Source organism: Variovorax sp. RKNM96, assembly GCF_017161115.1.
GTDB lineage: Bacteria > Pseudomonadota > Gammaproteobacteria > Burkholderiales > Burkholderiaceae_C > Variovorax.
In genome coordinates this window covers 2,355,523-2,379,565 of the sequence record NZ_CP046508.1, presented here as the reverse complement: position 1 = coordinate 2,379,565, position 24,043 = coordinate 2,355,523, and the positions used below count along the sequence as shown (strand labels likewise).

Sequence of the window (24,043 nt, the reverse complement as noted above, 5' to 3'; positions counted from 1 at the left end):
CCCGCATGCTCCGCTTCCGAAGCCTCGGCAGCGGCAGCACGGGCAATGCCGCGCTGGTCGAGGCGACCAGCGGCGGCCGCACCTCCCGACTCCTGGTCGACTGCGGCTTCGGCATCCGGCAGCTCGATCAGCGCCTGGCCCTTGCGGGCCTCGCCGCCGGCGACATCGACGCCATCTTCATCACCCACGAGCACGGCGACCACATCGGCTGCGCTCACACGCTCTCGCGGCGCAACCGCATTCCCGTCTGGATGAGCGAAGGCACCTGGCTCGCCACGGGCGGCCGCGACTTCGAAGGCCGCCTGAACCTGGCGCGCGACGATGCGGAGTTCGCCGTCGGCGATATCAACGTGCAGCCCTTCACCGTGCCGCACGATGCGCGCGAGCCGCTGCAGCTGCGCTGCACCGATGGCGCACGCACGCTCGGTGTGCTGACCGACCTGGGGCATGCCACCGCGCACGTGCTGAACCGTCTGAGCGGCGTGCATGCGCTGCTGCTCGAGTTCAACCACGACAGCGACCTCTTGGCCAACTCGGCCTATCCGCCCTTCCTCAAGCTGCGCGTGGGCGGCAACTATGGGCACCTGTCGAATGCAGCGGCGGCGGACATCGCGCGCGCGGTGCGCCACGACGGCCTGCGCCATGTGGTTGCGGCACACCTGAGCGAGCAGAACAACCGGCCCGACATCGTGCGGCGCCTGATGGCCGAGGCGCTGGGCGGCCATGAGGCGGAAATGCTTACCGCCACCGCCGCCGAGGGCTCGCCCTGGCTGGATGTCTGACTGCCAGCTGACCTGTCGAAAGTCCAAGTAGAAAAGCCGCCCTGGGGCGGCTTTCTACTTTGTGAAGGACCCGGCTTATTGCTTGGGTGCCTCGTTCTTCTTCGCTGCCTCTGTCGCGGCATTTGCAGCGTCCAGCGCCGACGAAGCAGCGGGCGAAGGTGCGGTCGCGGCCGGGTCGGCGGAAGGCGCCGGTGCGGCGGCAGGCGGTGCTGCGGGCTCGGTCACGGGCGCAGGCGGAGGCGTCACGACCGCGGGGGCAGCGTCCTCTTTCTTGCCGCAGGCAACGAGTGCGGCAGCGGCGATCAACGAGGCAATGAGGACGGACGACGACTTCTTCATGAGAACTCCTTTGGCAAAGAATGTCTGGAACGAAAAAATTCTAGACCCGCATCTCCGCCTGAATGTGTCTCGCGGCCGCATTCGCGGCATTGGCTTACAAGCCGAGCGTCGATGCCGGAAATGCCGGCCGGCCCAGGCGCCAGCTTTCGTCGATGGCTTCGCGCAGTTCGCGGCGGGCGCGCGGATCGACGCCGCAGACACCGCGGCAGCGATCGGGGTCGATGCGGTGCGCGAACCAGGTGGGCGTCCAGATCGCGCTCGGCAGCTCGGGGGAACCGGCCGCCTTGCCGGTGGCGCGGCATTCGATGATGTGGTCCCACATGCGGCGCCACGGCACGAAGCGCGCGTGGCCGCGTTCGATCACGTCGAAGCGCTGGGCCAGCAGCACGAAGCGGCGGCCGCTGGCCGACCAGGCCTGCAGCGCCTCGATGCTGGCGCGTTCGCCCAGGGGCCAGTCGGCGAAGTCGGGATCGCTGAACACGATTTCCTTCCAGCCCTCGCGCGCGGCCGTCGACAGTGCATTGCGCACGATCGCGCCGAACACGTCGCGGCCGTCGAAGCGGCCTTCGGGCAGCGGTGGCGCGTCGTCAGTCGGCATGAACCCAGCCCGCCTCGCACCACTCGCCCAGCAGCGCCAGTGCCCCGTCGCTGGCCCGCGCCAACTCGCGCGGACCGAGCGCGCGCCGGTCGGCCAGCCGGCGCATCAGCGTCGCATCGGCACCGCCTGCACGGAAGCTCTCGCCGTTGATGTAGATGTGGCGCGTGTCGTAGAGCATGCGCGTGCGACGGTCGAGCGCCACGTGCTGCATCGCATCGGGCACGTCGCCGCCTTCGTCGAACCAGATGTTGGCCTTGGGCTCGGTCAGCGATTCGCCGAGGGCGCGATCGATGGCGTCGGGATCGCGCAGCGCGGCTTCGACGGCCTTGCGCGCGAAAGCCTGCAACGCGGCGGGCATCGCAGCCGGGGCATCGACGGCGGGCTGCGTTGGGTCGCGGTAGCGCGCCAGTTCCGCGGGGCCGGCGTCCTCGAGGTCTTCCGAATAGGCCTGGGCCATGCGCGCGAGCAGGTCGGCGCCGAGCTCGCCCATGGCGGAGGAACGCAGGCCGATGGAAAAGGTCATGCAGTCGTCCCCGACCGCCACGCCCTCGTGGGCGTATTTCGGGGGCAGGTAGAGCATGTCGCCGGGCTCGAGCACGAAGGTCTCTTCCGGCTCGAAGTTCTCGAGAATCTTCAGCGGCACATCCGGCTGCAGGCGCAGGTCGCCCTGCTTGCCGATGGACCAGCGGCGGCGGCCCTGCGCCTGCAGCAGGAACACGTCGTAGCTGTCGAAATGCGCGCCGACGCCGCCGGTGTCGCTCGCGTAGCTGATCATCAGGTCGTCTAGGCGCGCATCGGGCAGGAAGCGGAATTGCCGCAGCAGCTCGTGCACGCCCTCGTGGTGCAGGTCGACGCCCTGCACCAGCAGGGTCCAGGCGGGTTGCTTCAGCGGCGGCAGGGCACGCCGCGCGAGCGGGCCATGCTTGAGCGACCAGCCGGCCTTGCCGTGGCGGATGAGGCGCGATTCCACCTCCTCGCGTTCGGCCAGCGCAAACAATGCGTTGCGATCGATCGGTGGCACCATGGCGGGAATGGCCTGGCGGACCAGCAGCGGCTTTTTCTGCCAGTACCGCCGCATGAACTGCGCGGCGCTCAGGCCGCCGAGCAACGGCAGCGGTTGGGTAATCTCCATGGGAGAATTCTGCAATGGAAATCTCTGAACAATGCGTGGTCGGTTTGACCTGGACGATGAAAGACACGCTCGGCGACGTGCTGGACGTGCTCGACGAGCCGGTGGAATTCATGGTGGGCGGCGACGATCTCTTCGACGTCATCGAGGCCGCCCTGCAAGGCCATGAGCCCGGCGCCCGTGTGCAACTGCAGGTCGAGCCCGAACAGGGTTTCGGCGACTTCAATGACCAGCTGCTCTTTCTCGAGCCGCGCTCGCTGTTCCCCGAAGGCACCGAAGAAGGCATGACCTTCGACGGCTCCGCGCTGCCGAAAGGCGTGAGCGACGCCATCCCGCGGGACGCTCTCTACACGGTCGCCGAAATCTACCCCGACCACTTGGTGCTCGACGGCAACCATCCGCTGGCCGGCATCGCGATCCGGCTCGACATCACCGTGCGCTCGGTGCGCGAGGCGACGGAAGAAGAAGTCGGCCGCGGCACCGCCGGAACGGCCTTTTTCAAGGTGCCGCCGATGGCGCCAGGCAACCAGATGCTGCACTGAGGACTGCAGACGTCAAAAAGCCGGGCAGTGCCCGGCTTTTTCGTTTGTGCCCGCTGGGCAGCTTACATGCGCGAAATCTGGCCGTTGTCGATGCGCACCCGGTCGCCGATGCGCAGGTCGCCCGGGCTTTGCACGTCGAAGGCCCGGTAGCCGCCGCGGTCGGTCTGTACCGACACGCGATAGGTTTCATAGGCGCGTGGCCCGTTCTGTTGGGCCTCGATGGTGTTGCCCAGCAGGGCGCCGCCCACGATGCCGAGTGCGGTGGCTGCCGCACGGCCATTGCCGCGCCCGAACTGGTTGCCGACCACGCCGCCGATGACGCCACCGGCGACAGCACCGCCGCCAGAAGTGCCTGTGCCGGCCGTTTCGCTGCGCAGCACCTCGATGTTGGCCACATGGCCATACTCGACGTAGGACGCCTCGCGGTACTGGATCGCCTGCGGCGGTGCCTGATAGGGATAGCGCGAGGTCTGGTAGACCGGCATGGGTGCAACGCACGCCGTGAGCGTGGCCAGGGCCAGCACGGAGGCGGTGACGGATACGAAGCGCATTGAGATCTTCATGTTGAGGCTCCTCGAATAGAACGGCGCGTGGAAGGTGCGCCTGCCTGTGACTAACGCCGCAGCTTTCGCCGCGATGACGCAAGACACATGCTGAAACTTTCGAGCGCGGCGGCGCTACGGCAGTTCCGCTCTTTACCCCTCGCTTACTTGGCAGTTACTCAGGCTCGCTTCAGCTTTCGGTGCTGATTCAGTGCTTGCCGGTGGAGCCGTAGCCGCCCTCGCCGCGCTGCGACGCCGCAAATTCCGTGACCACCCTGAACTGGGCCTGCACCACCGGCACGATCACCAGCTGCGCGAGCCGCTCCATCGGCTGCAGCACGAAGGGCGTGTCGCTGCGGTTCCAGGCGCTGATCTTGAGTTCGCCCTGGTAGTCGCTGTCGATCAACCCGACGAGGTTGCCCAGCACGATGCCGTGCTTGTGGCCCAGGCCCGAGCGCGGCAGGATCAGCGCCGCGACCGCCGGGTCCGCCAGGTGGATGGCGATGCCCGTGCCCACCAGTTGCCAGCCGTTGGGCTCCAGCGTGATCGGTGCATCGAGGCAGGCCCGCAGGTCGAGGCCGGCGCTTCCGGGGGTGGCATATGCGGGCAGTTGATCCACCATGCGCGGATCGAGGATACGGACGTCGACTTTCACTTACTTGCCTTGCTTTTGTTGCTGTTCTCTTTGCCTGCGGGCGGCCTCTTCGAGCACCTGCTGCCACTTGGCCACGCCAGGCTTCAGCTTCAAACCCTTGAAAAAACTCTTGCCGAACCAGGTGGCTGCAGCGAACCCCGCGACCAGCACGAAGAACGGCACGCCGATCGACCAGAGCACCAGGAACACCAGCGCTCCCACGGCGCCCAGCACCTTGAGAAGCATCGGGTCGAACGAGCCCGGCTCCCGCTTGGGCACCTCGCCGTTCGGAAGGTCGGCGCGCTGCATCGCGGCCGTGACCGGACCCTGACCCTGCTGGCCGGGCGACTGCGTCATGCCGACATCCAGCCCGGGCTCCCCCGGCTGCGCTGGCCGTTTCGGCAGTGCCGCTCGCGCCGAAAGCTGCTCCACGTAGCGGGCAAAGTCGCCATTGGGCGGCGTGTTCGATTCGGTGTTCATCAGACCCTCCAGTCGGGAAGTCGTGCGGCAATCTCCGTCATCAGCTCGCGCGCCAGCGTGAGCTTGGGCGCGCGGGGCAGCTCGCGCACACCCTTGGCGTCCACGAGCAGCAGTGCGTTGTCGTCCTGCCCGAAGGTCAGCGGGCCGATGTTGCCCACCAGGAGCGGAATGCCCTTGCGCTCGCGCTTGGCCTTGGCATGTTCGACGAGGTTCTCGCTCTCGGCCGCGAAGCCGACGCAGAACAGCTTCTTCGCCTGCGCCCGCTCGCTCTTGGCGACGGTGAGCAGGATGTCGGCGTTCTCGACGAAGTTGAGCACCGGCGTCTTGCCGCTGCCGTCCTTCTTGATCTTCTGGTCGCTGTGCGTGGCCGGACGCCAATCGGCGACGGCGGCGGTAGCTACAAAAATGCTAGCACTCTGCGCAGCGCGGGTGGTGGCTTCGAGCATGTCCTGCGCGGACAGCACATCGACGCGGGTCACGCCGCGCGGCGTGGGCAGATGCACCGGACCGGCCACCAGCGTGACTTCGGCGCCCGCCTCCCGGGCGGCCCGTGCGATGGCAAAGCCCATCTTGCCGGACGAGTGGTTGGTGATGCCGCGAATCGGATCGAGCGCCTCGAAGGTCGGGCCGGCGGTGACCAGCACCTTCTGCCCCGCCAGCAGCTTGGGCTGGAAGAAGGCGGTGATGTCCTCGAGGATCTGCGCCGGCTCCAGCATGCGCCCGTCGCCAGTCTCGCCGCAGGCCTGCCAGCCGTTGCCCACGCCCAGCACGGTCGCACCGTCGGCCGACACCTGCATCAGGTTGCGCTGGGTGGCCGGATGGACCCACATCTCGCGGTTCATGGCCGGGGCGATCAGGAGGGGAATGCGGTCCATCGGGCGCGCGAGGCACATGAGGCTCAGCAGGTCGTCGGAGCGGCCCTGCACCAGTCGCGCGATGAAATCGGCACTGCACGGCGCCAGCACGATCGCATCGGCCTCGCGGCTCAGGTTGATGTGCGGCATGTTGTTGGGCTCGCGGGCATCCCACTGCGAGGTGTAGACGGTGCGCCCGGAGAGCGCCTGCATCGTCACCGGGGTGATGAACTGCTCGGCCGCCTCGGTCATCACGACCTGGACCGTGGCCCCCGCCTTCACGAACAGCCGGCACAACTCGGCCGACTTGTAGCAGGCGATGCCGCCCGTGAGGCCCAGGACAATGTGTTTTCCGGCGAGATCTTGCATGGGCCGTATTGTTGCTCATAGGTCATCGAACAAATGGCAACAAGCCCTTGGCGAGAGGTGTCGCAAAGGGCACACCTATAATCGCAATTTCCCACTGCCCGGATTCACGCATCCGGAACTGGCATGACCAAATTTGTCTTCGTCACCGGTGGTGTCGTATCTTCCCTTGGCAAGGGAATCGCCTCCGCCTCTCTCGCCGCGATCCTCGAATCGCGCGGCCTCCAAGTCACCCTCATCAAGCTCGATCCGTACATCAATGTCGACCCCGGCACGATGTCGCCCTTCCAGCATGGCGAGGTGTTCGTCACCGACGACGGTGCAGAAACCGACCTCGACCTCGGCCACTACGAGCGCTTCATCAACACGCGGATGCGCAAGGCCAACAACTTCACGACCGGCCAGATCTACAAGACCGTGCTCGAGAAGGAACGCCGTGGCGACTACCTCGGCAAGACGGTGCAGGTGATTCCGCACATCACCAACGAGATCCAGGAATACATCAAGCGCGGCGCCGGCATCGGCACGGCGCACGAGGTGGACGTGGCCATCGTCGAGATCGGCGGCACCGTGGGCGACATCGAATCGCTGCCCTTCCTGGAAGCCGTTCGCCAGATGAGCCTGCGCATGGGCCCGAACAACTCGGCCTTCGTGCACCTCTCCTACGTGCCCTGGATCGCCGCCGCCGGCGAACTCAAGACCAAGCCCACGCAGCACACCGCCAAGGAACTGCGCGCCATCGGCATCCAGGCCGACGCCCTCCTGTGCCGCGCCGACCGCCCGATTCCCGACGACGAGCGCGCCAAGATCTCGCTGTTCTCCAACGTGCCCGAATGGGGCGTCATCTCCATGTGGGACGTGGACACCATCTACAAGGTGCCCCGCATGCTGCACGAGCAGGGCCTGGATGGCCTCATCTGCGACAAGCTGCGCATCAACACCCCGCCCGCCAAGTTGCAGCGCTGGGACGACCTGGTCTACGAAGTCGAGCATCCGCAGCAGGAAGTCTCGATCGCCATGGTCGGCAAGTACGTCGACCTGTCGGACAGCTACAAGTCGCTGAACGAAGCGCTGCGCCACGCCGGCATGAAGAACCATGCCCGCGTGAAGATCGACTACATCGACTCCGAAACGATCACGGCGCAAGACGTGTCGCGCCTCGCGAAATACGATGCGATCCTGGTGCCCGGCGGCTTCGGCCAGCGCGGTGTCGAAGGCAAGATCGCGGCCGCCCGTTTCGCCCGCGAAGGCAAGGTGCCTTACCTCGGCATCTGCCTTGGCATGCAGGTGGCCACCATCGAGTACGCGCGCCACGTGGCGGGCCTCAAGAACGCAAACAGCACCGAGTTCGACCCCGAGACGCCCACCCCCGTGATCGCGCTGATCACCGAGTGGAAGGACGCAGACGGCACCGTGAAGACGCGCGATGCGAAGTCCGACCTTGGCGGCACCATGCGCCTGGGCGCGCAGAGCTCCGACGTCTCGCCCGGCACGCTGGCCCACAGCATCTACGGCGACGTGGTCACCGAGCGCCATCGCCACCGCTACGAAGCCAACGTCAACTACCTGGACGAACTGCGCGCGGCCGGCCTCGTGATCTCCGCGCTCACGCAGCGCGAGCACCTGACCGAAATCGTCGAACTGCCGCAGGACGTGCACCCCTGGTTCATGGGCGTGCAGTTCCACCCCGAGTTCAAGTCGACGCCGTGGGGCGGCCACCCGCTCTTCAACGCCTTCATCAAGGCGGCGCTCGAACACAAGGACCAGGGTGCGGGCAGCACCAAGACACTGAAGGCTGTGGCATGAAACTCTGCGGATTCGACATCGGGCTGAACCAGCCCTTCTTCCTGATCGCCGGCCCCTGCGTGGTCGAATCCGAGCAGCTGCAGATGGACACCGCCGGCACGCTGAAGGAAATCACCTCGGCGCTGGGCATTCCGTTCATCTTCAAGAGCAGCTTCGACAAGGCCAACCGCTCATCGGGCACCAGCTTTCGCGGCCCGGGCCGCGACAAGGGCCTCGAGATTCTGGCCAAGGTGAAGCGCGAGCTCGGCCTGCCCGTGCTGACCGACGTGCACACCACCGAAGACATCACCGAGGCCGCCAAGGTAGTCGACGTGCTGCAGACGCCCGCGTTCCTGTGCCGCCAGACCGACTTCATCTACGCCGCGGCGCAGTCGGGCAAGCCGGTGAACATCAAGAAGGGCCAGTTCCTCGCGCCGCACGACATGAAGAACGTGATCGACAAGGCACGCGCTGCCGCCAAGGAAGCCGGCCTCGACGAAGACAGCTTCATGGCCTGCGAACGCGGGGCGAGCTTCGGCTACAACAACCTCGTCTCGGACATGCGCTCGCTCGCGATCATGCGAGAGACCAAGGCGCCCGTGGTGTTCGACGCCACGCACTCGGTGCAGCTCCCCGGCGGCCAGGGCACGACCTCGGGCGGCCAGCGCGAGATGGTGCCGGTGCTCTCGCGCGCGGCCGTCGCCGTGGGCGTGGCGGGCCTCTTCATGGAGACGCACCCCGATCCCGCCAAGGCACTGAGCGACGGCCCCAACGCCGTGCCGCTCAAGCACATGAAGGCCCTGCTCGAGACGCTGCTGGCGCTCGACGGGGTCACCAAGAAAAACGCTTTCCTCGAGGACGTGTTTCAGCAATGACAAGCGCCTACATCATCGCTAACGTAGAAGTCACCAACCCGGTGCAGTATGAGGACTACAAGAAGTGGTCCACCGAAGCCATGAAGGCACACGGTGCCGAGGTGTGCGTGCGCGGCGGCAAGGTGGAAGTGCTCGAGGGCGACTGGGCTCCGCAGCGCATCGTGATCCTCAAGTTCCCGAGCGTCGAAGCCGCCAAGAAATTCAATGAATCGCCCGAATACGGCAAGGCGCGCGACTCGCGCCAGGGCGCCGCGATCATGCGCATGATCGTTGTCGAAGGTCTGTGATCCGTTTTATTTGAGAAAGAGAAAAAGATGAGTGCAATCGTTGACATCGTCGGCCGCGAAATTCTCGACAGCCGAGGCAACCCCACCGTCGAGTGCGACGTGCTGCTCGAGTCGGGCACCATGGGCCGCGCGGCCGTGCCCTCGGGCGCATCGACCGGTTCGCGCGAAGCCATCGAGCTGCGCGACGGCGACAAGAGCCGTTATCTCGGCAAGGGCGTGCTGAAGGCGGTGGAGAACATCAACACCGAGATCTCCGAAGCCGTGCTCGGCCTCGATGCCAGCGAACAGGCTTTTCTCGATCGCACGATGATCGACCTGGACGGCACCGACAACAAGGCACGCCTGGGCGCCAACGCCACCCTCGCCGTGTCGATGGCCGTGGCCCGCGCCGCGGCCGAAGAGTCGGGCCTGCCGCTGTACCGCTACTTCGGCGGCATGGGCGGCATGCAGCTGCCGGTGCCGATGATGAACGTCATCAACGGTGGCGCGCACGCCAACAACAGCCTCGATCTGCAGGAATTCATGATCATCCCCGTGGGCGCCAAGAGCTTCCGCGAGGCCGTGCGCTACGGCGCCGAAGTGTTCCATGCCCTGAAGAAGATTCTGGGCGACCGCGGCATCAGCACGGCGGTGGGCGACGAAGGCGGCTTTGCCCCCAGCGTCGAGAGCCATGAAGCGGCCATCCAGCTGATTCTGGAAGCGATCGACAAGGCCGGCTACACCGCGGGCGAACAGATCGCACTGGGCCTCGATTGCGCAGCCAGCGAGTTCTACAAGGACGGCAAGTACGTGCTGTCGGGCGAGAACCTGTCGCTGTCGGCCGAGAGCTGGACCGACATGCTCGCCAACTGGGTCGACAAGTACCCGATCATCAGCATCGAAGACGGCATGCACGAAGGCGACTGGGACGGCTGGAAGCACCTGACCGAGCGCCTGGGCAAGCGCGTGCAGCTGGTGGGCGACGACCTGTTCGTCACCAACACCAAGATCCTGCAAGAAGGCATCGACAAGGGCATCGCCAACTCGATCCTGATCAAGATCAACCAGATCGGCACGCTGACCGAAACCTTCGCCGCCATCGAGATGGCCAAGCGCGCGGGCTACACGGCCGTGATTTCGCACCGCTCGGGCGAGACCGAGGACAGCACCATCGCCGACATCGCCGTGGGCACCAACGCCGGCCAGATCAAGACCGGCTCGCTCTCGCGTTCGGACCGCATCGCCAAGTACAACCAGCTGCTGCGCATCGAAGAAGACCTCGGCGACATCGCCAGCTACCCGGGCCGCGGCGCGTTCTACAACCTCAAGTGATGCCAGCCACCCGGCTCGCCAGGCCGCGCACCTCGCCGCTCCCTCCGGAACGGCAGCGCGGCGGCCTCGGCGTGCGGGTGGCGTAGACAGACGTTCATGCGCGCGCGCTTCGTTCCCCCCATCGTCCTGCTGCTCCTGCTGGCCGTCCTTCAGTGGCAGCTGTGGAACGGGCGCGGGAGCGTGCGCGACGTGCAGCAACTGCAGACCAAGCTGACCGACCAGAAGGAAGCCAACGCCAAGGCCACGATCACCAACGAGCGGCTGGCCTCGGAGGTCAACGACCTCAAGGACGGGCTCGAAATGGTCGAAGAACGTGCAAGAGCGGAACTCGGCATGGTCAAGCCGAACGAAGTGTTCGTACAGATCGCACACTGACCCTCCACTTCCCCGCCTGCTGATGCCCGAGCTTCTCTCGGCCCCTGCCTTTGCGCTCTGGGGCTCCCCCGTCAGCTGGCTCGAACTCGTGGCCGCCGTCCTCGCGCTCGCCATGGTCGGCTGCAACATGCGCGAGATCCACTGGGGCTGGCCGCTGGCCATCGTCAGCTCGCTGCTCTACGTCGCGGTCTTCGCCAAGGCGCGCATCTACGGCGATGCATCGCTGCAGGTGTTCTTCGCCTTCGTTGCGCTGTGGGGCTGGTTCCAGTGGCTGCGCGGCCATCGCAGCGACGGCAGTGCGTTGCACGTCAGCCGCCTGTCGCCGCGCGGCATCGCGCTCACCCTTGCGGCCTGCGCCATCGCGTGGCCCGCGGTCGCCCTCTTTCTTCGCCGCTTCACCGACACCGACGTGCCGTGGTGGGACGGGTTCGCTACCGGCCTCAGTCTCGTCGGCCAGTTCCTGCTCGGGCGCAAGTTCATCGAGAACTGGCTCATCTGGCTGGCCGTGAACGTCGTGAGCGTGGGCCTGTTCATCCACAAGGGTCTGTGGCTCACCGTCGGCCTGTACGCCGTGTTCGCGGTGCTCAGCGTGGCCGGCTACCTGGCATGGTGCCGGCGCCTGCCGGAGGCGGAGCGCGCATGACGCCGATGCTGCCGACCGGCTGCGTCATCGCGGTGCTGGGTGCCGAGAGCACGGGCAAGACCGAGCTGGCGCGCGCCATCGCACAGCGCCTGCAGGAGCGCGGCATTCCGGCGACGTTGGTGGGCGAGTACCTGCGGGAATGGTGCGATCGCGAGGGCCGCACGCCCCGCCCCGACGAACAGCAGGCCATCGCCGACGAACAGACCCGTCGCATCGAAACCGCCGCCGCGACAGGCGTGGTGATCGCAGACACCACCGCGCTCATGACCGCGGTCTACAGCGAACAGCTCTTCGACGACCGCTCGCTCTACGCGGACGCCCTCGCTGCCCAGCGGCGCTGCGCCATCACGCTGCTCACCGCGCTCGACATCCCCTGGGTCGGCGACCACCTGCGCGACGGGCCGCATGCCCGCCAGCCGACCGACACGCTCGTGCGCGCCGCGCTGACCGGCGCGAAGCTCTCGTTCACCGTCGTGCACGGCACCGGCGGCGAGCGCCTGGCCAACGCATGGAACGCGATCAACTCGATCGCCAGCGGCGAAGACCGCGAAACCCGTGCACGCGCGCGCGGCAAGGCCGACGCAAAGCCCGCCGCGTGGACATGGCCTTGCGAGAAGTGTTCCGACCCGGAATGCGAACATCGGCTTTTCACAGACCTGATCGGGCGGCGCGAATAAGCAAGCCGCCGTTCCTCACGGAGACCTGATGCCCCTGCACCCCGCCCCGCGCACCGCCTCCCTCCTGCCCCTCTTCCTCGCCGCGCTGCTCTCTGCCGGCCCGGCGCTTGCGGCCCCCGTCGCCGCCACTGTCGAGAACGGCACCACCCCCACCGCCTGCGCCGAGGAAGATAACGTCTCCATGGTGCTGCGCGGCGACGGCATCCGCCACATGCGCATCGAGGCGCTGCAGCCCGGCTACCTCGACAAGATCGGCAACGACGTCACCGCGCCCGACTTCTCGGGCTGCAATTTCGACGGCGGCGCGCACCCCACCGACCCGGCACACCGCTTCAAGCAGCGCACCGTGGTGCTGCTGGACAACGCCGAGTGGCGGGTCGTCGGCATGACGCTGCCCACCTTCTGGCGGCCGCAGCGCGTGCCGGTGCAGGTGGGTGCGCGCAGCGATCGCGGCTTTCATCTGCTGCAGGTGTTCAAGAAGGAGAACGGCAAGGCGCTCGAGGCGATCGTGCTGTACCCCTCCGACGGCTACTGGCGCCTGAAGCCGCTGCCCGAAGCGCGCTTCGGCGATGGCGTGTACGGCTCGTCGTTCCTGCTCGGCCCGGTCGAGCAGGCCGGGCGGCCGGTGGTGAACATCGCGTCGATCCGCGTGGTGACGAAGCCGCTGGCGATCCATCTGCGCTTCACGAACGGTGGCAGTGCGGTGGCACGCGTGGACGAGATCAGCCGCAAGCGCACGGCGCTGGACGTGACGCTGTCTAAACCCACCGCCAGCGCACAACCCTTCGCCGTGCTTCGCTCGATGTACGTCACGCCCGACAACGCGGACATGAGCGAAGTGCGCTGGCAGGAATCGCCGAATGCCGCATCGCAGGCCAGGCCGCTGCCCGAGGTGAAATCGCTGAACGCCACGCAGGTGCGCTTCGGCCGCAGCCTGCCCTCCAAGCACAACACGAGCGCACCCGACATCGAGTTCAGCGGCTTCGACGACGAAGCCCGCTAGGCAGAACTAGCCCGCGCGCCGCACCTCGCCCGGCGTCACGCCAAGCACGCGGCGCATGCAGCGCGCCATGTGGCTCTGGTGCGAGAAACCACTCTCCAGCGCCACAAGGCTCGCCGGCATTTCGCTTCGTAGCAGCAGGCCGCGCGCGCGGTCCACGCGCCGGTGCACCACGTACTCATGCACCGGCAAGCCGGTGGAGCGCTTGAACTGCGTCTTCAGGTGCGAGGCGCTCAGGCCCGCGATGTCCGCCAGCGCAGACAGCGACAGATCGCCATCGAGATTCGCCTCGATGTATTCCGTCACACGCCGCAGCTGCAGCCTCGACAGCCCTTGCACGGACGCCGTCTCGATCTTCTGCCCGGCGATCAGGTGCACCGCCAGCGCGGTGCCCAGGCTGTCGGTGTAAAGCGTGCCGTTCGGAAAGCCGGCGCGCCGCTCGGCATCGAGCGCGAGGGCGATGTGCTCGATCTGCGCATCGCGGAACTGGTGCCGCTCGCCGAGCCGCGCGCGCTCGGCCGGAAGGCCCATCTCGTCGGCGGTGCGCTGCAGCAGCGAGGGCGCCATGCGCACCACGATCGATGTGCTGGGCGCCTCCTCGTGCCAGACGTCGGTCGCGCCGGCCGGCACGATGTCGAGATCACCGCGCGTGTAGAGGAACTTGTGCAGCCGGCAGGCGCCCGGCACCGGTGCGCCTGCGTGGAGCTTGATGCGGTGGTCGGGCAATGCCTCGTAGCCGACCACGCCGGCCGGCGTCTGGCGCATGTCGACGCGCAGGCCGGAGGGGACGGGCATCACGAAGCTGTCGGCCGTCAGTGCCAGGTCGGTGTAGCTCATCGGGAAGATTATCTGCCGCGACAGCGCCGCATGCCATCGTCCGTTTGTGCTCGGGCACGGCCGAATGTGCGCGACCGTTCGCCCGGCAATCCCGATCATTCGCAGCCATGAACTCCACTCGTTTCAAGGCATGCGAATCATGAACAAACCCTATGCGGGCAAGAAGGCCGTCATCACCGGCGGCACCATCGGCATGGGCCTGGCGACGGCGCAGGCGCTGCTCGAAGGCGGCGCCGAGGTGCTGGTGACCGGGCGCAATCCGGAGAACCTCGAAGCGGCACGCCGTACGCTCGGCCCGGGCGCGCATGTGCTGGCATCTGACACAGCCTCGCTCGCCGACATCGACACCCTCGCCGCGACGGTGCACGAGCGCTTCAGCCACATCGACCTGCTGCACATCAACGCGGGCATCGCGACGCTGGAACCGTTCGAGCAGGTGACCGAAGCGGGCTACGACCGCGCCTTCGCCATCAACACCAAGGGCCCGTTCTTCACCGTGCAGCGCCTCGCGCCGCTGATGCCGCCGGGCAGCGCGATCGTCTTCACCTCGTCCATCGCCGACGAGGGCGGCATGCACAGCATGAGCGTCTACAGCGGCACCAAGGCCGCGTTGCGCTCGTTCGCCTCGGGCTTCGCGGCCGAACTGGTGACGCGCGGCATCCGCGTCAACGTGGTGAGCCCCGGCTTCATCGACACGCCCACGCTCGGCATCGCCGACGCGACGGCCGAAGAGCGCGCGGAGTTCATCCGCATCGGTGACCAGATCACGCCGATGCGCCGACACGGCACCGCCGCCGAGGTGGCGCGCGCCGTACTTTTCTTCGCATTCGAGGCCACCTTCACGACCGGGGCGCGGCTCACCGTCGATGGCGGGCTGGGGCAGAACCTCACGCCGGCTGCGGACTGAAATCAACACCCAAGGAACACACGACATGACAGACGTTTCCCTCATCGGCCTCGGCCCCATGGGCATGGCCCTTGCGCGCGCCCTTCAATCGAAATTCACGCTGACGGTATGGAACCGCACCGCCGAGCGCGCGACGCCCCTGCTGAACCAGGGCACGGTGCTCGCGCCGACCGCGCTCGCCGCAGTGCAGGCCAGCCCCGTCGTGCTGGTCTGCGTGGCCGACTACACGGCGTCGCGCGCGATCCTCGCCGCGCCCGGCGTGGCCGATGCGCTGCGCGGCAAGGTGCTGGTGCAACTGAGCACCGGCACCCCGCAGGACGCGCGCGAAGACTGGGCCGCCCTGAGCGGTGTGGCCTACCTGGACGGCGCCCTGCTCGCCACGCCCGGCCAGATCGGCCGGCCCGATACGCCGCTCTTCATCTCCGGCGAGGAACGCGCCCTCACCGCCTGCCGGCCGATGCTCGAAGCCATTGCCGGAAACATCCAGTACATGGGCGAACCCATCGGCAACGCGGCGGCGTGGGATCTGGCCACGCTCTCGTGCATGTTCGGCGCGATGAGCGGGTTCTTCCACGGCGTGCGCATCTGCGAGGCCGAAGGGCTGGGGGTGGACGCCTTCTCGCAGATGATCGGCGCGATCTCGCCGGTGCTCGGCGAAATGATCAGCGCCGAGGGCCAAGCCATCCACGCCAACCGCTACGGCGAGCCCGAGAGCTCGATGGCCACTTGCGCGGGCTCGGGCCGGCTTTTCGTGAAGCAGGCGCGGGAAGCCGGGCTCGATGCGAGTTTTCCGGATTTCCTGATGGGGTTGTTCGACCGATCGCTGGAAGCAGGTTTCGCGAACGAACGCTTGGCCGCGATGGTGAAGGTGATGCGCTAATTGCTCGAACGCGACGCGCGGCCGAAAGCAGCCGCGCACCCCGAAGTGCTTCAAAAAGTCGCACTCAGATTGAGCCCAAGCGTGCCCTTCGCCGTTCGATAGCCCTGGGGCTTGCTGATGGGTGCGCCGACGAAAAAGTCGTAGCTCAGCTTGCTCCACTGTCCACGCACGCCGACCACGGCACCTGCGAGATTACGGCCAAGCGTGTCGATGGTGGAGCGCCCGCCGACATGTCCGTAGTCCATGCCCGCATAGAGCTCGGCGCCGCTCTGCCCCATGGCCCAGCCGATATCGTTGCGCAGCAGCCAGCCGCGCTCGCCCATGAGGTTCGTCTCGCCATCGAAGCCGCGCACCGTGTAGCGCCCGCCAATGGCGAAGCGGTCTTGCGGCGTCAGCGGCGTGCGGTTCCACTGCGCGCGGATGAGGCCCGAGTAGCGCAGCTTCTGCTCGCCGAGCTTGAACGGCGCGTTGAGGCTGATGTCGGCCGTATAGAGTCTCAGGCGCGAAGTGCCCTCGCCGAACTCTTCTTCCGGTGCGGTGCGCGAGCCGAAGCCGCCAGTGCCGCGCTTGTAGGCCAGCGTGCCTTCGAGCGTGGCTTCGCCGATGTATTCCTTGTGGCCCAGGCTCAGCTCCCAACCGCCGACCACGCGGTGCTGTACCTCAATCTCCTGGTCTTCGATGAAGCTGCGCGACTCGCGGCGGAAGCCCTTGATCGCCACCGTCGTCTTGCGGCTCTGGTCGCGGTAGACCAGGCGTGAGAGCTTGACCTCGGCATTGTTGGTCTTGCCGGCATAGACGATGTCGCCGTTCAGGCCAGCAACGCTCTGGTGGTACTGGCTGTTCGTCGCCGTGAAGCCGAGCATCCAGTAGCCGAAGGGCAAGGAATAGTGGGCGACCTGACCTTCGGTGCCGTAGCTCGGCTCCGAAAGGAAGTGGCTGTTGATGCTGTGGTTGGCGCTGAGGTAGAACAGATCGTTCAGGCCCAGTGGGTTGTCGAGCGAGACGGTGACACCGGCCTGGTTGCGACCCGTGGCCTTGGTGCCGCTGTCGTCCAGGCTCAGATTGACGCGCCATTTCTTGGACTGCACGTACTTGACGACAAGATCACTGTCGCCCGGCCTAGCGTTCGGCGCTGTCGATGGTTCGATCTGGATGTCGGCTTCGGCGGTGGGGGCGCGCTTGAGATTCTCCAAGCCTTGCTCTATGTCGCGCAGATTCAGCAGATCGCCGGGGCGTGCCGGAATGGCCGTGGCCAGCAAGGCGGAGCTGTCGAGCAACGTGGACGAAGAATCGGACGTTGTCCGAATAGCTGCGATACGGCCGGGCACGAGCGACAGGGTCAGGGTGCCGGTAGACAGATCCTGCGGTGCGGCCAGCACGCGGGTCGTAACGTAGCCGCGGGCAATGGCGGCTTGCTGGGCTCGTGCGAGGACCACGTTAACACCGGCTGTGCCGAGACATCGGCCGATGGGCGAGTCATTGCCCTCGGGTCCTGAAAGATCGGCAACGACCCATTGGAAAGCGTCGGCCTGCTCGCCGACCAACAGCACACGGTCGATGCGAAAGCACGGGGACTCGGATTCGGGGATGCGTTGGGCGGGCGCTGGCGGGGCCGCCTGCGGGCGTTGGTCGGCAGCGCGTTCGTTCAGCTCGCGCAAGGCGCGTTCACGCTCCTGCTGGCGTTGCTGCTCGACGAAGGGCTGCGGCGTTGTTGAGGATTGCTGGGCAAAGGCCAGAAGTGGGCTGGCTGCCATAGCAGTCACCAGCAGTTTGCGTTTCAAATCAGACTCCCCTTTATTATTTATTTCATTTCAAATTTCAAAGCAAATTCCCCCCTCGATTCCTCTTGAGGATTTTATTTAAAATCAGATCAATTAATCAAATCTCAACAACCATAAAGGCAGTGTCCAATTTCTCAATGCTTTCCAGGTTCATCCATGTTTCATTTTCACGCTTCTTGTGAAACGTGAAGGTCACATCGGGGCCAAACTCTTCTTCGGGAGGAGTTATTCCAAAATAAATCACAACATTTTCATCAGATCTTCGCCTCCAAATTTTCACGAACTCCTCAAAAAATAAAAAGCCAATAGGGATTGTAGATTTTTTCTTGTCGCAAAAATCCTGCAAATGGAATCCATTTACGGATGCTTCGCATCTTGATCTGTTGCCATATCGATGAAAATTAAACTTCCCTCTCGATTCTGGTTTTACTAGATAATCGAAAAATACGCAGCCCTGCAGCTCGAAAAAAGGAAGACTCAAAAAAGTTCTCTCCAATTTATCTGGGATCAAAGGGCGAGGGCGATTTTCGAAAAAATACCCTTCCATTAGTTTGCTTGTAAATATTTTCATGATCTCTAATCATATTTGATGCCAAGAACATCCATGGCTTTCTTGATGCCTCGCTCAAATGTGGAATTCTCAAGAAGCTTTTGAATCTTTCTAGGGGCAACAATAGTGGTATTTTCTTCGTAAAATTTTTTCGTATTTGTGTCATAGTAATATTTTTTACTGCTCGATGCTGCCTAACTGCGTCTGCGCATTCGTGCGGCTGTTGTTGAAGATCGCGCCGTTGGGTCCGACGTTCAACTGGTTGAAGACGTTGCGCGAAACACCCGCTGCCGAAGGCGTCTGAATGTTGATGAGCGGCACGCCGTTGGGTGCCACCAGCACGGTGGGACGCAGGTTGCCGGGAACGTTGGGGGCACCCACGATCTGGGCCTGTCCGGGTAACGCCACCAGCGCGCCGAATAACACCACGGCAGCCGCCACCTTCGCTGGTGCTGTTGCTGCCGATCCATCCGTTGCCTTATTGGTCCCCTTGCCGTCGCTTGCCGCTGTTTCTTGCACCACCATGCGAATACCGCGCGCACGGTTGAAGACGACTCTATAAAGCGACTTGTTCATGTTTCTTTTTTTCCCTGGGATCGCGCAACGTGACAGCCAAGCGCGGCGCAGGCGCAACATGCTGGCCCACTGACACTGGCATCAATGGATCCGAATTTTTCCGAGGACCTCCGCATAGCAAATGTCAACAAGATTCAACGCGCAGAGATTCACACGGCATGCGCAATAAATGTCACGCCGTCGAATCAATCGGTGAGTCTTTAAGTTGTATCGACGTGATCGACTGTGGCTCGACTGCTACCGTTCCACAGGTAGCTCAAGCGACTTTCCCCCTCGCACTCCTGGGGCTACTGTTCAGTCCGTCAAGGCGTCTCGCGCTCGGCAGGTTTCTTTTGGCATTGACTCCACGACGTGCAGGAAGTCGCCCATTAAGTAGTCTCACGCGGACCGGCGTGAGCGACCCGGCATGGCGGGTCGCTCGCTGGAAGTGCTGCCAAGCCGGACTCGAATCGGCACGCAACGACATAGCCATCGGCGGTGGCGTCTTGCGCACCTCCGCTGACATCAGTGCGACTTACTGAACGATCGGACTGCCCGGAATCTGGTCCGTCGGCGGCCTGAAGATCTGCGCCGCATCGATCGCGTCGAAGCGGTACTGCTTGCCGCAGAAGTCGCAGCCCACCTCGATGTCGCCGCGCTCGGCGAGGATTTCCTCGGCCTCTTCGACGCCGAGCCCGCGGATCATCTGCGCCACGCGCTCGCGGCCGCAGGTGCATGCGAAATGCGGGCCCAGGAGACCAGCCTGCGGCTCGAAGCGCAGCAGCTTCTCTTCCCAGAAGAGGCGCCGAAGGATGGTCTCGATGTCGAGCGTGAGCAACTCGTCGCGCGTCAGGCTCGAGGCCAGGATCGAGATGCGGTTGTAGTCCTCGTTTCGGCCGATCTGGTCTTCGTTGGCCTGGTCGCGGTCCTTGTCCGAGGTGCCTTCGAGGTTGCCCTCGCCCTTCACCGGCAGGCGCTGGATCAGGAGGCCCGCCGCCACCTTGTCGTCGGCCGCGAGCACCAGCGTGGTGTCGAGCTGCTCGCTCTGCAGCATGTAGTGCTGCAGCACGTCGCTCAACTTGCCGAGCTTCTCGCCTTCGTCGCCGAAGAGCGGCACGACGCCCTGGTACGGCGTGGCACCCGGGAGCTTGTCCTTCGGGTCGAGCGTGATCGCGCAGCGGCCCTTGTTGCTCACGTTGACCATGTCGGGCAGGCGCGCATCGGCCGGCAGGTCGCCGATCACCTTGGCGGTGGCGCGCAAGCTGAGGTCGGGCTTGGCCTCGGCCACGGCCACCTTGACCGGACCGTCGCCGAAGATCTGCAGGATCAGCGCGCCGTTGAACTTGATGTTGGCCTGCATCAGCGTGGCCGCGGCGGTCATCTCGCCGAGCAGCTCGGCCACGGGCGGCGGGTAGGCGCCGGTGGCGGTGTTGGAGGCGCGCCGCGCAAGGATCTCCTGCCACGCATCGGTCAGGCGCACGATCATGCCGCGCACCGGCAGGCCATCGAACAGGAATTTGTGCAGCTCGCTCAAAACGGATTCTTCTTTCTGTTGGGCCTGCGCGGGGTCAGGCGATTTTCTTGAGGCCCTTCGCGTAGCGAACGGCGTTTTCGACGTAATGGTCGGAACCGTGACGCAGCCGGGCAGCGTCTTCGTCGCTGATCGTGCGCATCACCTTGGCGGGCGAGCCGAAGATCAGGGAATTGTCGGGAAACTCCTTGCCCTCGGTCACCACGCTGCCGGCGCCAACGATCGAATTGCGGCCGATCTTCGCGTTATTCAAGACCACCGCCTGGATGCCGATGAGCGAGTTGTCGCCGATGGTGCAGCCATGCAGCATGACCTGGTGGCCGATGGTGACGTTCTCGCCCACGGTGAGTGGGCTGCCGGGATCGGAATGCAGCATCGACATGTCCTGCACATTGCTGTTGCGGCCGATGGTCATGGTCTCGTTGTCCCCGCGCAGCACGGCGCCGAACCAGATGCTTGCGTTCTCGCCGAGCTTCACGTTGCCGATCACCTCCGCGCTGTCGGCGACCCAGGCGCCGGGGGCGAGTTGCGGCGCAACGCCGTCGAGTTCATAGAGGGCCATCGTGGGGTCTCCGGGGGCAAAAACTAGAATTGTAGGGATGCACCCCCGATTGAGCGCGCTGGCCGCGCTGCGACTGACCGATCCTGAACAGAAGGTGGCCGCAACGCGCGCCACGGCGGCGCTGGCCGCTACCGATTCCATAGCAACCGACCCGATCCGCACCGAAGGCGATGATGTGGGCGTTCCGGGCCGCCCCGAGAAGCCCGAGCGCGTGTCCGCCACCGCGGTGCAGAAGCGCTCGCCCTTCACGCCCGAAGGCCGCGCGTCGCTGATCCATTCGATCTGCCACATCGAGTTCAACGCGATCAACCTCGCGCTCGATGCGGTCTGGCGCTACGACGGCATGCCCGAGGCCTACTACCGCGACTGGCTGCGCGTGGCCGACGAAGAGGCTTTGCACTTCACGCTGCTGCATGCGCACCTGCAGGACATGGGCTACCGCTACGGCGACTTCCCCGGCCACGATGGCCTCTGGAACATGTGCGAGAAAACGAAGGACGACGTGCTCGCCCGCATGGCGCTGGTGCCGCGCACGCTCGAGGCGCGCGGGCTCGACGCCACGCCGCTGATCCAGGCGAAGTTGAAGCGCGTCAACACGCCCGATGCACTGCGCGCGGTGGAGATCCTGGACATCATCCTGCGCGACGAGGTGGGCCACGTCGCCATCGGCAACCACTGGTACCGCTGGCTCTGCGAGCGCGCGGGCCTCGATGCCGAAGCGAACTACCCGGCGCTCGTGGCGCGCTACGACGCGCCACGGATCAGGCCGCCATTCAATCTCGAAGCCCGCGAACGCGCCGGCTTCACCGCCGAAGAGCTGCGTGCCTTGACCGGCGGCAACTACACATGAACGTGACCACCGCCTCCGTGATTTCCGACCAGACCTGGTCCCGCGCCGACCTGCTCGCCTGCCTGCAAGACCGCGAAGCGCCCCTGCATTTCGAGCGCTGCGACTTCGACGAAGCAGACCTTTCCCGGCTCGACCTGCGCGGCGCGCAGTTCACGCTGTGCCAGTTCGCCGAAGCATCTTTCGAGCGTGCCCTGCTGTCGGAAACGCGCTGGACTGGATGCAGGGCGCGGCAAGCCGACTTCGGTCTCGCAGACCTCACGAATGCGCGCTTCCAGGACTGCGATCTGAACAACACCCAATGGACGCGCGCCAAGCTCGCTTCCGCGCTCTTCACGGGCGTGAAGCTCACGGGCGCGCACTTCGCCGAAGTCTCGGCACTGGGCATCGTCTTCAAGGATTCGCTGCTGGTCGATGCCCATCTGCGCAGCTTGTCTTTCCGCAAGCAGACGCTCGCGCAACTGGACTTCTCCGAAGCCGACCTGTCGGGCTGCGATTTCCGCGAGGCGGTGTTCGAGGGCGGGAGCCTGCGCAATGCGCACCTGAAGCTCGCGCGCTTCGAAGGCGCGGACCTGCGCGATGCCGACCTGGGCGGCCTGCGCCTTGCCAACGCCGCGCAGTTCAAGGGCGCGACCATCTCGCACCGGCAGGCCGCATCGCTGGTCGAAGAGCTGGGCCTGCGCGTCGTCTGAGCCCGAGAGCTCAGCCCGACACAGGCCGGCTGTGCACCACCAGCTTCGGCGTGAAGTACTGAACCACCTCGCCACGCTGGTTGCGCGTCTGGCAGCGCATCGTCACCATCGCGCGGCCGGGCTTGGAGCGCGAGGGCGTGATGTCGACCACCTCGCTCAGCACATGCAGCACGTCGCCGGGCCGCGTCGGCTTGGGCCACTGCAGCTCGCCGCCCGAACCGATGATCCCGTCGGCCAGCGGCACACCGCTTTCCACCAGCAGCTTCATCGTGAGCGCCGCGGTATGCCAGCCGCTCGCCGCGAGGCCGCCGAAGAAGGTGTTCTTCGCGGCCTCTTCATCCGTGTGAAAGGGCTGCGGATCGAACTGCAGCGCGAAGGCCTTGATCTGCGCCACGTCGAGCGCGTGTTCGCCGCTCTGGAAACGATCGCCGACCGAGAGGTCTTCGAGGTACAGCGCGCGCCTGGCGCCGGTGTCAGTGGGTGCGGCCATGAGGTCTCCTTGTCGTGCCTTCGCACATTCTCAACTTTCCGTCAGACGCGTTCGAGGATGGTCGCGATGCCCTGCCCGCCGCCGATGCACTGCGTGGCCAGCGCGTAGCGGCCCTTCTCGCGCACCAGCAGCGACGCCGCCTTGCCCGTGATGCGCGCACCGGTCGCGCCCAGCGGATGGCCGATGGAGAGGCCGCCGCCGTCGAGGTTGATCTTTGCCGGGTCGAGGCCCAGGTCGCGGATGCACGCGAGCGCCTGCGACGAGAAGGCTTCGTTGATCTCGATCACGTCGAGGTCTGCCGCGGTCAGCCCCGCGCGTGCGAGTGCCTTGCGGGTCGCAGGGATCGGGCCGATGCCCATGATGGCTGGGTCCACGCCCACGGTCGCGAACGACTTGATGCGCGCGAGCATCTGCAGGCCGTGCTTGGCGGCAAAGGCGTCGCTGGTCACGAGCACGACGGCCGCGCCGTCGGTGAGCGGCGACGAGGTGCCGGCCGTCACCACGCCATCGGGGCGGAACGCGGGCTTGAGGTTCGCCAGTGCTTCGGTGGAGGTCGCCGGGCGGATGCAGCCATCGGCATCGACCACGTCGCCCGAGGCCAGGCGCACCGGCACGATCTCTCCTGCGAGCCGGCCTTCGGCGCGCGCGGCGGCAGCCTTGCGATGCGATTCCACCGCGAACGCCTCCTGGTCGGCGCGGCTCACGTTCCAGCGCTGCGCGACGTTCTCGGCGGTCTCACCCATCGAGATGTAGGCGTCGGTATTGGCCAGCAGCTCGGGGCTGGGCGAGAAGTTGAAGCCGCCCTGCGGCACCATCGTCATCGACTCCACGCCGACGCACAAGAAGGCCTCGCCCATGCCCGCCTCGATCTGCGCCGCGGCGATGTGCACGGCCTGCATCGACGAGCCGCAGAAGCGGTTCACCGTCATGCCGCCCACCTCGTGCGGCAACCCGGCCAGCAGGCCGACGATGCGCGCCACGTTGTTGCCCTGCGAGGCCTCGGGGTAGGCGCAGCCGAGAACGATGTCTTCGAGTAGCGCGGGGTCGAGGTCGGTGCGCTGCAGCAGACCCTTGACCACACCGGCGGCCAGCGTATCGGGGCGCACCTCGGCGAGCGCGCCCTTCTTCGCGAAGTGGAAGGGCGAGCGGGCGTAGGCGGAAATGACGGCTTTCATGGATGCTCCTTGCGTTA

29 protein-coding genes are annotated in these 24,043 nt (G+C 65.7%); 14 read left to right on the top strand and 15 right to left on the bottom strand.

All coding sequences use genetic code 11. From position 1 onward, the window contains the following. Positions 1-5 precede the first annotated feature (5 nt). A complete protein-coding gene (locus GNX71_RS10965) occupies positions 6-782 on the top strand; it encodes an MBL fold metallo-hydrolase (RefSeq protein ID WP_206178333.1) in 777 nt (258 codons plus the stop codon). Between the two features lie 75 nt (positions 783-857). On the opposite strand, the gene GNX71_RS10960 is transcribed toward GNX71_RS10965, so the two are convergent. The 3 genes from GNX71_RS10960 to GNX71_RS10950 form a co-directional block, all read right to left on the bottom strand. Then, a complete protein-coding gene (locus GNX71_RS10960) occupies positions 858-1,121 on the bottom strand; it encodes a hypothetical protein (protein WP_176658387.1) in 264 nt (87 codons plus the stop codon). Positions 1,122-1,215: 94 nt separating this feature from the next. Next, positions 1,216-1,719, bottom strand: coding sequence for a hypothetical protein (locus GNX71_RS10955; protein ID WP_206178332.1), 504 nt, complete (start codon positions 1,717-1,719; stop codon positions 1,216-1,218). Further along, the gene (locus tag GNX71_RS10950; protein WP_206178331.1) at positions 1,709-2,851 is read right to left on the bottom strand and encodes a cupin domain-containing protein; all 1,143 of its coding nucleotides are present in this window, start codon (positions 2,849-2,851) and stop codon (positions 1,709-1,711) included. Before GNX71_RS10950 ends, GNX71_RS10955 begins: the two co-directional genes overlap by 11 nt. A 14-nt stretch (positions 2,852-2,865) precedes the next feature. On the opposite strand from GNX71_RS10950, the gene GNX71_RS10945 reads away from it, so the two are divergent. Beyond that, complete coding sequence (locus GNX71_RS10945) at positions 2,866-3,390, top strand: FKBP-type peptidyl-prolyl cis-trans isomerase (protein ID WP_206178330.1); 525 nt, start codon at positions 2,866-2,868, stop codon at positions 3,388-3,390. A gap of 62 nt (positions 3,391-3,452) precedes the next feature. Here the strand turns inward: GNX71_RS10945 and GNX71_RS10940 are convergent, their stop codons facing one another. From GNX71_RS10940 to coaBC, 4 genes are all read right to left on the bottom strand, one after another. After that, positions 3,453-3,953, bottom strand: a complete 501-nt coding sequence (locus GNX71_RS10940; protein WP_206178329.1) for a glycine zipper 2TM domain-containing protein — start codon at positions 3,951-3,953, stop codon at positions 3,453-3,455. 187 nt (positions 3,954-4,140) lie between these two features. Next, on the bottom strand, positions 4,141-4,587 hold the full coding sequence (gene dut, locus GNX71_RS10935; protein WP_206178328.1) for a dUTP diphosphatase: 447 nt from the start codon (positions 4,585-4,587) through the stop codon (positions 4,141-4,143). Continuing rightward, positions 4,588-5,046, bottom strand: coding sequence for a hypothetical protein (locus tag GNX71_RS10930; RefSeq protein ID WP_206178327.1), 459 nt, complete (start codon positions 5,044-5,046; stop codon positions 4,588-4,590). Beyond that, the gene (gene coaBC, locus GNX71_RS10925) at positions 5,046-6,269 is read right to left on the bottom strand and encodes a bifunctional phosphopantothenoylcysteine decarboxylase/phosphopantothenate--cysteine ligase CoaBC (RefSeq protein ID WP_206178326.1); all 1,224 of its coding nucleotides are present in this window, start codon (positions 6,267-6,269) and stop codon (positions 5,046-5,048) included. Before coaBC ends, GNX71_RS10930 begins: the two co-directional genes overlap by 1 nt. Positions 6,270-6,392: 123 nt before the next feature. On the opposite strand from coaBC, the gene GNX71_RS10920 reads away from it, so the two are divergent. The 8 genes from GNX71_RS10920 (at position 6,393) to GNX71_RS10885 (ending at position 13,222) form a co-directional block, all read left to right on the top strand. Next, positions 6,393-8,072, top strand: coding sequence for a CTP synthase (locus GNX71_RS10920; protein WP_206178325.1), 1,680 nt, complete (start codon positions 6,393-6,395; stop codon positions 8,070-8,072). After that, positions 8,069-8,926, top strand: coding sequence for a 3-deoxy-8-phosphooctulonate synthase (gene kdsA / locus GNX71_RS10915; RefSeq protein WP_206178324.1), 858 nt, complete (start codon positions 8,069-8,071; stop codon positions 8,924-8,926). Before GNX71_RS10920 ends, kdsA begins: the two co-directional genes overlap by 4 nt. Next, positions 8,923-9,213, top strand: a complete 291-nt coding sequence (locus GNX71_RS10910) for a DUF1330 domain-containing protein (protein WP_206178323.1) — start codon at positions 8,923-8,925, stop codon at positions 9,211-9,213. Before kdsA ends, GNX71_RS10910 begins: the two co-directional genes overlap by 4 nt. Before the next feature lie 27 nt (positions 9,214-9,240). Next, positions 9,241-10,524: a phosphopyruvate hydratase gene (gene eno, locus GNX71_RS10905; RefSeq protein ID WP_013540608.1), complete on the top strand. Its 1,284-nt coding sequence runs from the start codon at positions 9,241-9,243 to the stop codon at positions 10,522-10,524. A 96-nt stretch (positions 10,525-10,620) separates the two neighbouring features. Next, positions 10,621-10,899, top strand: coding sequence for a cell division protein FtsB (ftsB, locus tag GNX71_RS10900; protein WP_206178322.1), 279 nt, complete (start codon positions 10,621-10,623; stop codon positions 10,897-10,899). A gap of 22 nt (positions 10,900-10,921) precedes the next feature. Further along, positions 10,922-11,542, top strand: coding sequence for a nicotinamide riboside transporter PnuC (pnuC, locus tag GNX71_RS10895; RefSeq protein WP_206178321.1), 621 nt, complete (start codon positions 10,922-10,924; stop codon positions 11,540-11,542). Then, positions 11,539-12,219 (top strand): ATP-binding protein, encoded by a 681-nt coding sequence (locus tag GNX71_RS10890; protein WP_206178320.1) that lies wholly within the window; start codon positions 11,539-11,541, stop codon positions 12,217-12,219. The genes pnuC and GNX71_RS10890 overlap by 4 nt, the downstream gene beginning before the upstream one ends. A 28-nt stretch (positions 12,220-12,247) precedes the next feature. Further along, positions 12,248-13,222 carry a hypothetical protein gene (locus tag GNX71_RS10885; RefSeq protein ID WP_206178319.1) on the top strand — a complete coding sequence of 325 codons (975 nt, stop codon included), beginning with the start codon at positions 12,248-12,250 and terminating at the stop codon, positions 13,220-13,222. A gap of 6 nt (positions 13,223-13,228) precedes the next feature. On the opposite strand, the gene GNX71_RS10880 is transcribed toward GNX71_RS10885, so the two are convergent. Then, positions 13,229-14,056 (bottom strand): AraC family transcriptional regulator, encoded by an 828-nt coding sequence (locus GNX71_RS10880; RefSeq protein WP_206178318.1) that lies wholly within the window; start codon positions 14,054-14,056, stop codon positions 13,229-13,231. A gap of 139 nt (positions 14,057-14,195) precedes the next feature. Between GNX71_RS10880 and GNX71_RS10875 the strand changes: the two genes are divergently transcribed. Next, the gene (locus GNX71_RS10875) at positions 14,196-14,963 is read left to right on the top strand and encodes an SDR family oxidoreductase (RefSeq protein ID WP_206178317.1); all 768 of its coding nucleotides are present in this window, start codon (positions 14,196-14,198) and stop codon (positions 14,961-14,963) included. A gap of 25 nt (positions 14,964-14,988) precedes the next feature. Further along, positions 14,989-15,843: an NAD(P)-binding domain-containing protein gene (locus GNX71_RS10870; protein WP_206178316.1), complete on the top strand. Its 855-nt coding sequence runs from the start codon at positions 14,989-14,991 to the stop codon at positions 15,841-15,843. 50 nt (positions 15,844-15,893) lie between these two features. On the opposite strand, the gene GNX71_RS10865 is transcribed toward GNX71_RS10870, so the two are convergent. The 5 genes from GNX71_RS10865 to GNX71_RS10845 form a co-directional block, all read right to left on the bottom strand. After that, positions 15,894-17,597, bottom strand: coding sequence for a ShlB/FhaC/HecB family hemolysin secretion/activation protein (locus GNX71_RS10865; protein WP_206179410.1), 1,704 nt, complete (start codon positions 17,595-17,597; stop codon positions 15,894-15,896). A 124-nt stretch (positions 17,598-17,721) separates the two neighbouring features. Further along, entirely contained in the window at positions 17,722-18,195 is a 474-nt protein-coding gene (locus tag GNX71_RS10860; RefSeq protein ID WP_206178315.1) for a hypothetical protein, read from the bottom strand. A 156-nt stretch (positions 18,196-18,351) separates the two neighbouring features. After that, a complete protein-coding gene (locus GNX71_RS10855; RefSeq protein WP_206178314.1) occupies positions 18,352-18,750 on the bottom strand; it encodes an ESPR domain-containing protein in 399 nt (132 codons plus the stop codon). A 514-nt stretch (positions 18,751-19,264) separates the two neighbouring features. Further along, entirely contained in the window at positions 19,265-20,263 is a 999-nt protein-coding gene (locus tag GNX71_RS10850) for an Hsp33 family molecular chaperone HslO (protein ID WP_042579482.1), read from the bottom strand. 34 nt (positions 20,264-20,297) lie between these two features. After that, positions 20,298-20,822 carry a gamma carbonic anhydrase family protein gene (locus tag GNX71_RS10845; protein WP_206178313.1) on the bottom strand — a complete coding sequence of 175 codons (525 nt, stop codon included), beginning with the start codon at positions 20,820-20,822 and terminating at the stop codon, positions 20,298-20,300. A 37-nt stretch (positions 20,823-20,859) separates the two neighbouring features. Here GNX71_RS10845 and GNX71_RS10840 point away from each other — a divergent pair, with 37 nt between their 5' ends. Beyond that, complete coding sequence (locus tag GNX71_RS10840) at positions 20,860-21,672, top strand: ferritin-like domain-containing protein (RefSeq protein WP_206178312.1); 813 nt, start codon at positions 20,860-20,862, stop codon at positions 21,670-21,672. After that, entirely contained in the window at positions 21,669-22,361 is a 693-nt protein-coding gene (locus GNX71_RS10835) for a pentapeptide repeat-containing protein (protein WP_206178311.1), read from the top strand. Before GNX71_RS10840 ends, GNX71_RS10835 begins: the two co-directional genes overlap by 4 nt. A gap of 10 nt (positions 22,362-22,371) precedes the next feature. Here GNX71_RS10835 and GNX71_RS10830 read toward each other — a convergent pair whose 3' ends face one another. Together GNX71_RS10830 and GNX71_RS10825 are read right to left on the bottom strand one after the other, a co-directional pair. Beyond that, positions 22,372-22,851 carry a MaoC family dehydratase gene (locus GNX71_RS10830; RefSeq protein ID WP_206178310.1) on the bottom strand — a complete coding sequence of 160 codons (480 nt, stop codon included), beginning with the start codon at positions 22,849-22,851 and terminating at the stop codon, positions 22,372-22,374. A gap of 41 nt (positions 22,852-22,892) precedes the next feature. Continuing rightward, positions 22,893-24,026 carry a thiolase family protein gene (locus GNX71_RS10825; protein WP_206178309.1) on the bottom strand — a complete coding sequence of 378 codons (1,134 nt, stop codon included), beginning with the start codon at positions 24,024-24,026 and terminating at the stop codon, positions 22,893-22,895. Positions 24,027-24,043 lie beyond the last annotated feature (17 nt).

Excerpts from the sequence above, each read along its gene's own strand:
- eno (WP_013540608.1), top strand. The coding sequence starts at position 9,241 with ATGAGTGCAATCGTTGACATCGTCGGCCGCGAAATTCTCGACAGCCGA.
- GNX71_RS10965 (WP_206178333.1), top strand. The coding sequence starts at position 6 with ATGCTCCGCTTCCGAAGCCTCGGCAGCGGCAGCACGGGCAATGCCGCG.
- GNX71_RS10910 (WP_206178323.1), top strand. The coding sequence starts at position 8,923 with ATGACAAGCGCCTACATCATCGCTAACGTAGAAGTCACCAACCCGGTG.
- pnuC (WP_206178321.1), top strand. The coding sequence starts at position 10,922 with ATGCCCGAGCTTCTCTCGGCCCCTGCCTTTGCGCTCTGGGGCTCCCCC.
- GNX71_RS10885 (WP_206178319.1), top strand. The coding sequence starts at position 12,248 with ATGCCCCTGCACCCCGCCCCGCGCACCGCCTCCCTCCTGCCCCTCTTC.
- GNX71_RS10880 (WP_206178318.1), bottom strand. The coding sequence starts at position 14,056 with ATGAGCTACACCGACCTGGCACTGACGGCCGACAGCTTCGTGATGCCC.
- GNX71_RS10930 (WP_206178327.1), bottom strand. The coding sequence starts at position 5,046 with ATGAACACCGAATCGAACACGCCGCCCAATGGCGACTTTGCCCGCTAC.
- GNX71_RS10955 (WP_206178332.1), bottom strand. The coding sequence starts at position 1,719 with ATGCCGACTGACGACGCGCCACCGCTGCCCGAAGGCCGCTTCGACGGC.
- GNX71_RS10940 (WP_206178329.1), bottom strand. The coding sequence starts at position 3,953 with ATGAAGATCTCAATGCGCTTCGTATCCGTCACCGCCTCCGTGCTGGCC.
- GNX71_RS10855 (WP_206178314.1), bottom strand. The coding sequence starts at position 18,750 with ATGAACAAGTCGCTTTATAGAGTCGTCTTCAACCGTGCGCGCGGTATT.
- GNX71_RS10950 (WP_206178331.1), bottom strand. The coding sequence starts at position 2,851 with ATGGAGATTACCCAACCGCTGCCGTTGCTCGGCGGCCTGAGCGCCGCG.
- GNX71_RS10920 (WP_206178325.1), top strand. The coding sequence starts at position 6,393 with ATGACCAAATTTGTCTTCGTCACCGGTGGTGTCGTATCTTCCCTTGGC.
- GNX71_RS10840 (WP_206178312.1), top strand. The coding sequence starts at position 20,860 with ATGCACCCCCGATTGAGCGCGCTGGCCGCGCTGCGACTGACCGATCCT.
- GNX71_RS10835 (WP_206178311.1), top strand. The coding sequence starts at position 21,669 with ATGAACGTGACCACCGCCTCCGTGATTTCCGACCAGACCTGGTCCCGC.
- GNX71_RS10865 (WP_206179410.1), bottom strand. The coding sequence starts at position 17,597 with ATGGCAGCCAGCCCACTTCTGGCCTTTGCCCAGCAATCCTCAACAACG.
- GNX71_RS10890 (WP_206178320.1), top strand. The coding sequence starts at position 11,539 with ATGACGCCGATGCTGCCGACCGGCTGCGTCATCGCGGTGCTGGGTGCC.
- GNX71_RS10845 (WP_206178313.1), bottom strand. The coding sequence starts at position 20,822 with ATGGCCCTCTATGAACTCGACGGCGTTGCGCCGCAACTCGCCCCCGGC.
- GNX71_RS10830 (WP_206178310.1), bottom strand. The coding sequence starts at position 22,851 with ATGGCCGCACCCACTGACACCGGCGCCAGGCGCGCGCTGTACCTCGAA.
- GNX71_RS10870 (WP_206178316.1), top strand. The coding sequence starts at position 14,989 with ATGACAGACGTTTCCCTCATCGGCCTCGGCCCCATGGGCATGGCCCTT.
- GNX71_RS10875 (WP_206178317.1), top strand. The coding sequence starts at position 14,196 with ATGAACAAACCCTATGCGGGCAAGAAGGCCGTCATCACCGGCGGCACC.
- GNX71_RS10945 (WP_206178330.1), top strand. The coding sequence starts at position 2,866 with ATGGAAATCTCTGAACAATGCGTGGTCGGTTTGACCTGGACGATGAAA.
- GNX71_RS10960 (WP_176658387.1), bottom strand. The coding sequence starts at position 1,121 with ATGAAGAAGTCGTCGTCCGTCCTCATTGCCTCGTTGATCGCCGCTGCC.
- GNX71_RS10825 (WP_206178309.1), bottom strand. The coding sequence starts at position 24,026 with ATGAAAGCCGTCATTTCCGCCTACGCCCGCTCGCCCTTCCACTTCGCG.
- coaBC (WP_206178326.1), bottom strand. The coding sequence starts at position 6,269 with ATGCAAGATCTCGCCGGAAAACACATTGTCCTGGGCCTCACGGGCGGC.
- ftsB (WP_206178322.1), top strand. The coding sequence starts at position 10,621 with ATGCGCGCGCGCTTCGTTCCCCCCATCGTCCTGCTGCTCCTGCTGGCC.
- GNX71_RS10860 (WP_206178315.1), bottom strand. The coding sequence starts at position 18,195 with ATGAAAATATTTACAAGCAAACTAATGGAAGGGTATTTTTTCGAAAAT.
- kdsA (WP_206178324.1), top strand. The coding sequence starts at position 8,069 with ATGAAACTCTGCGGATTCGACATCGGGCTGAACCAGCCCTTCTTCCTG.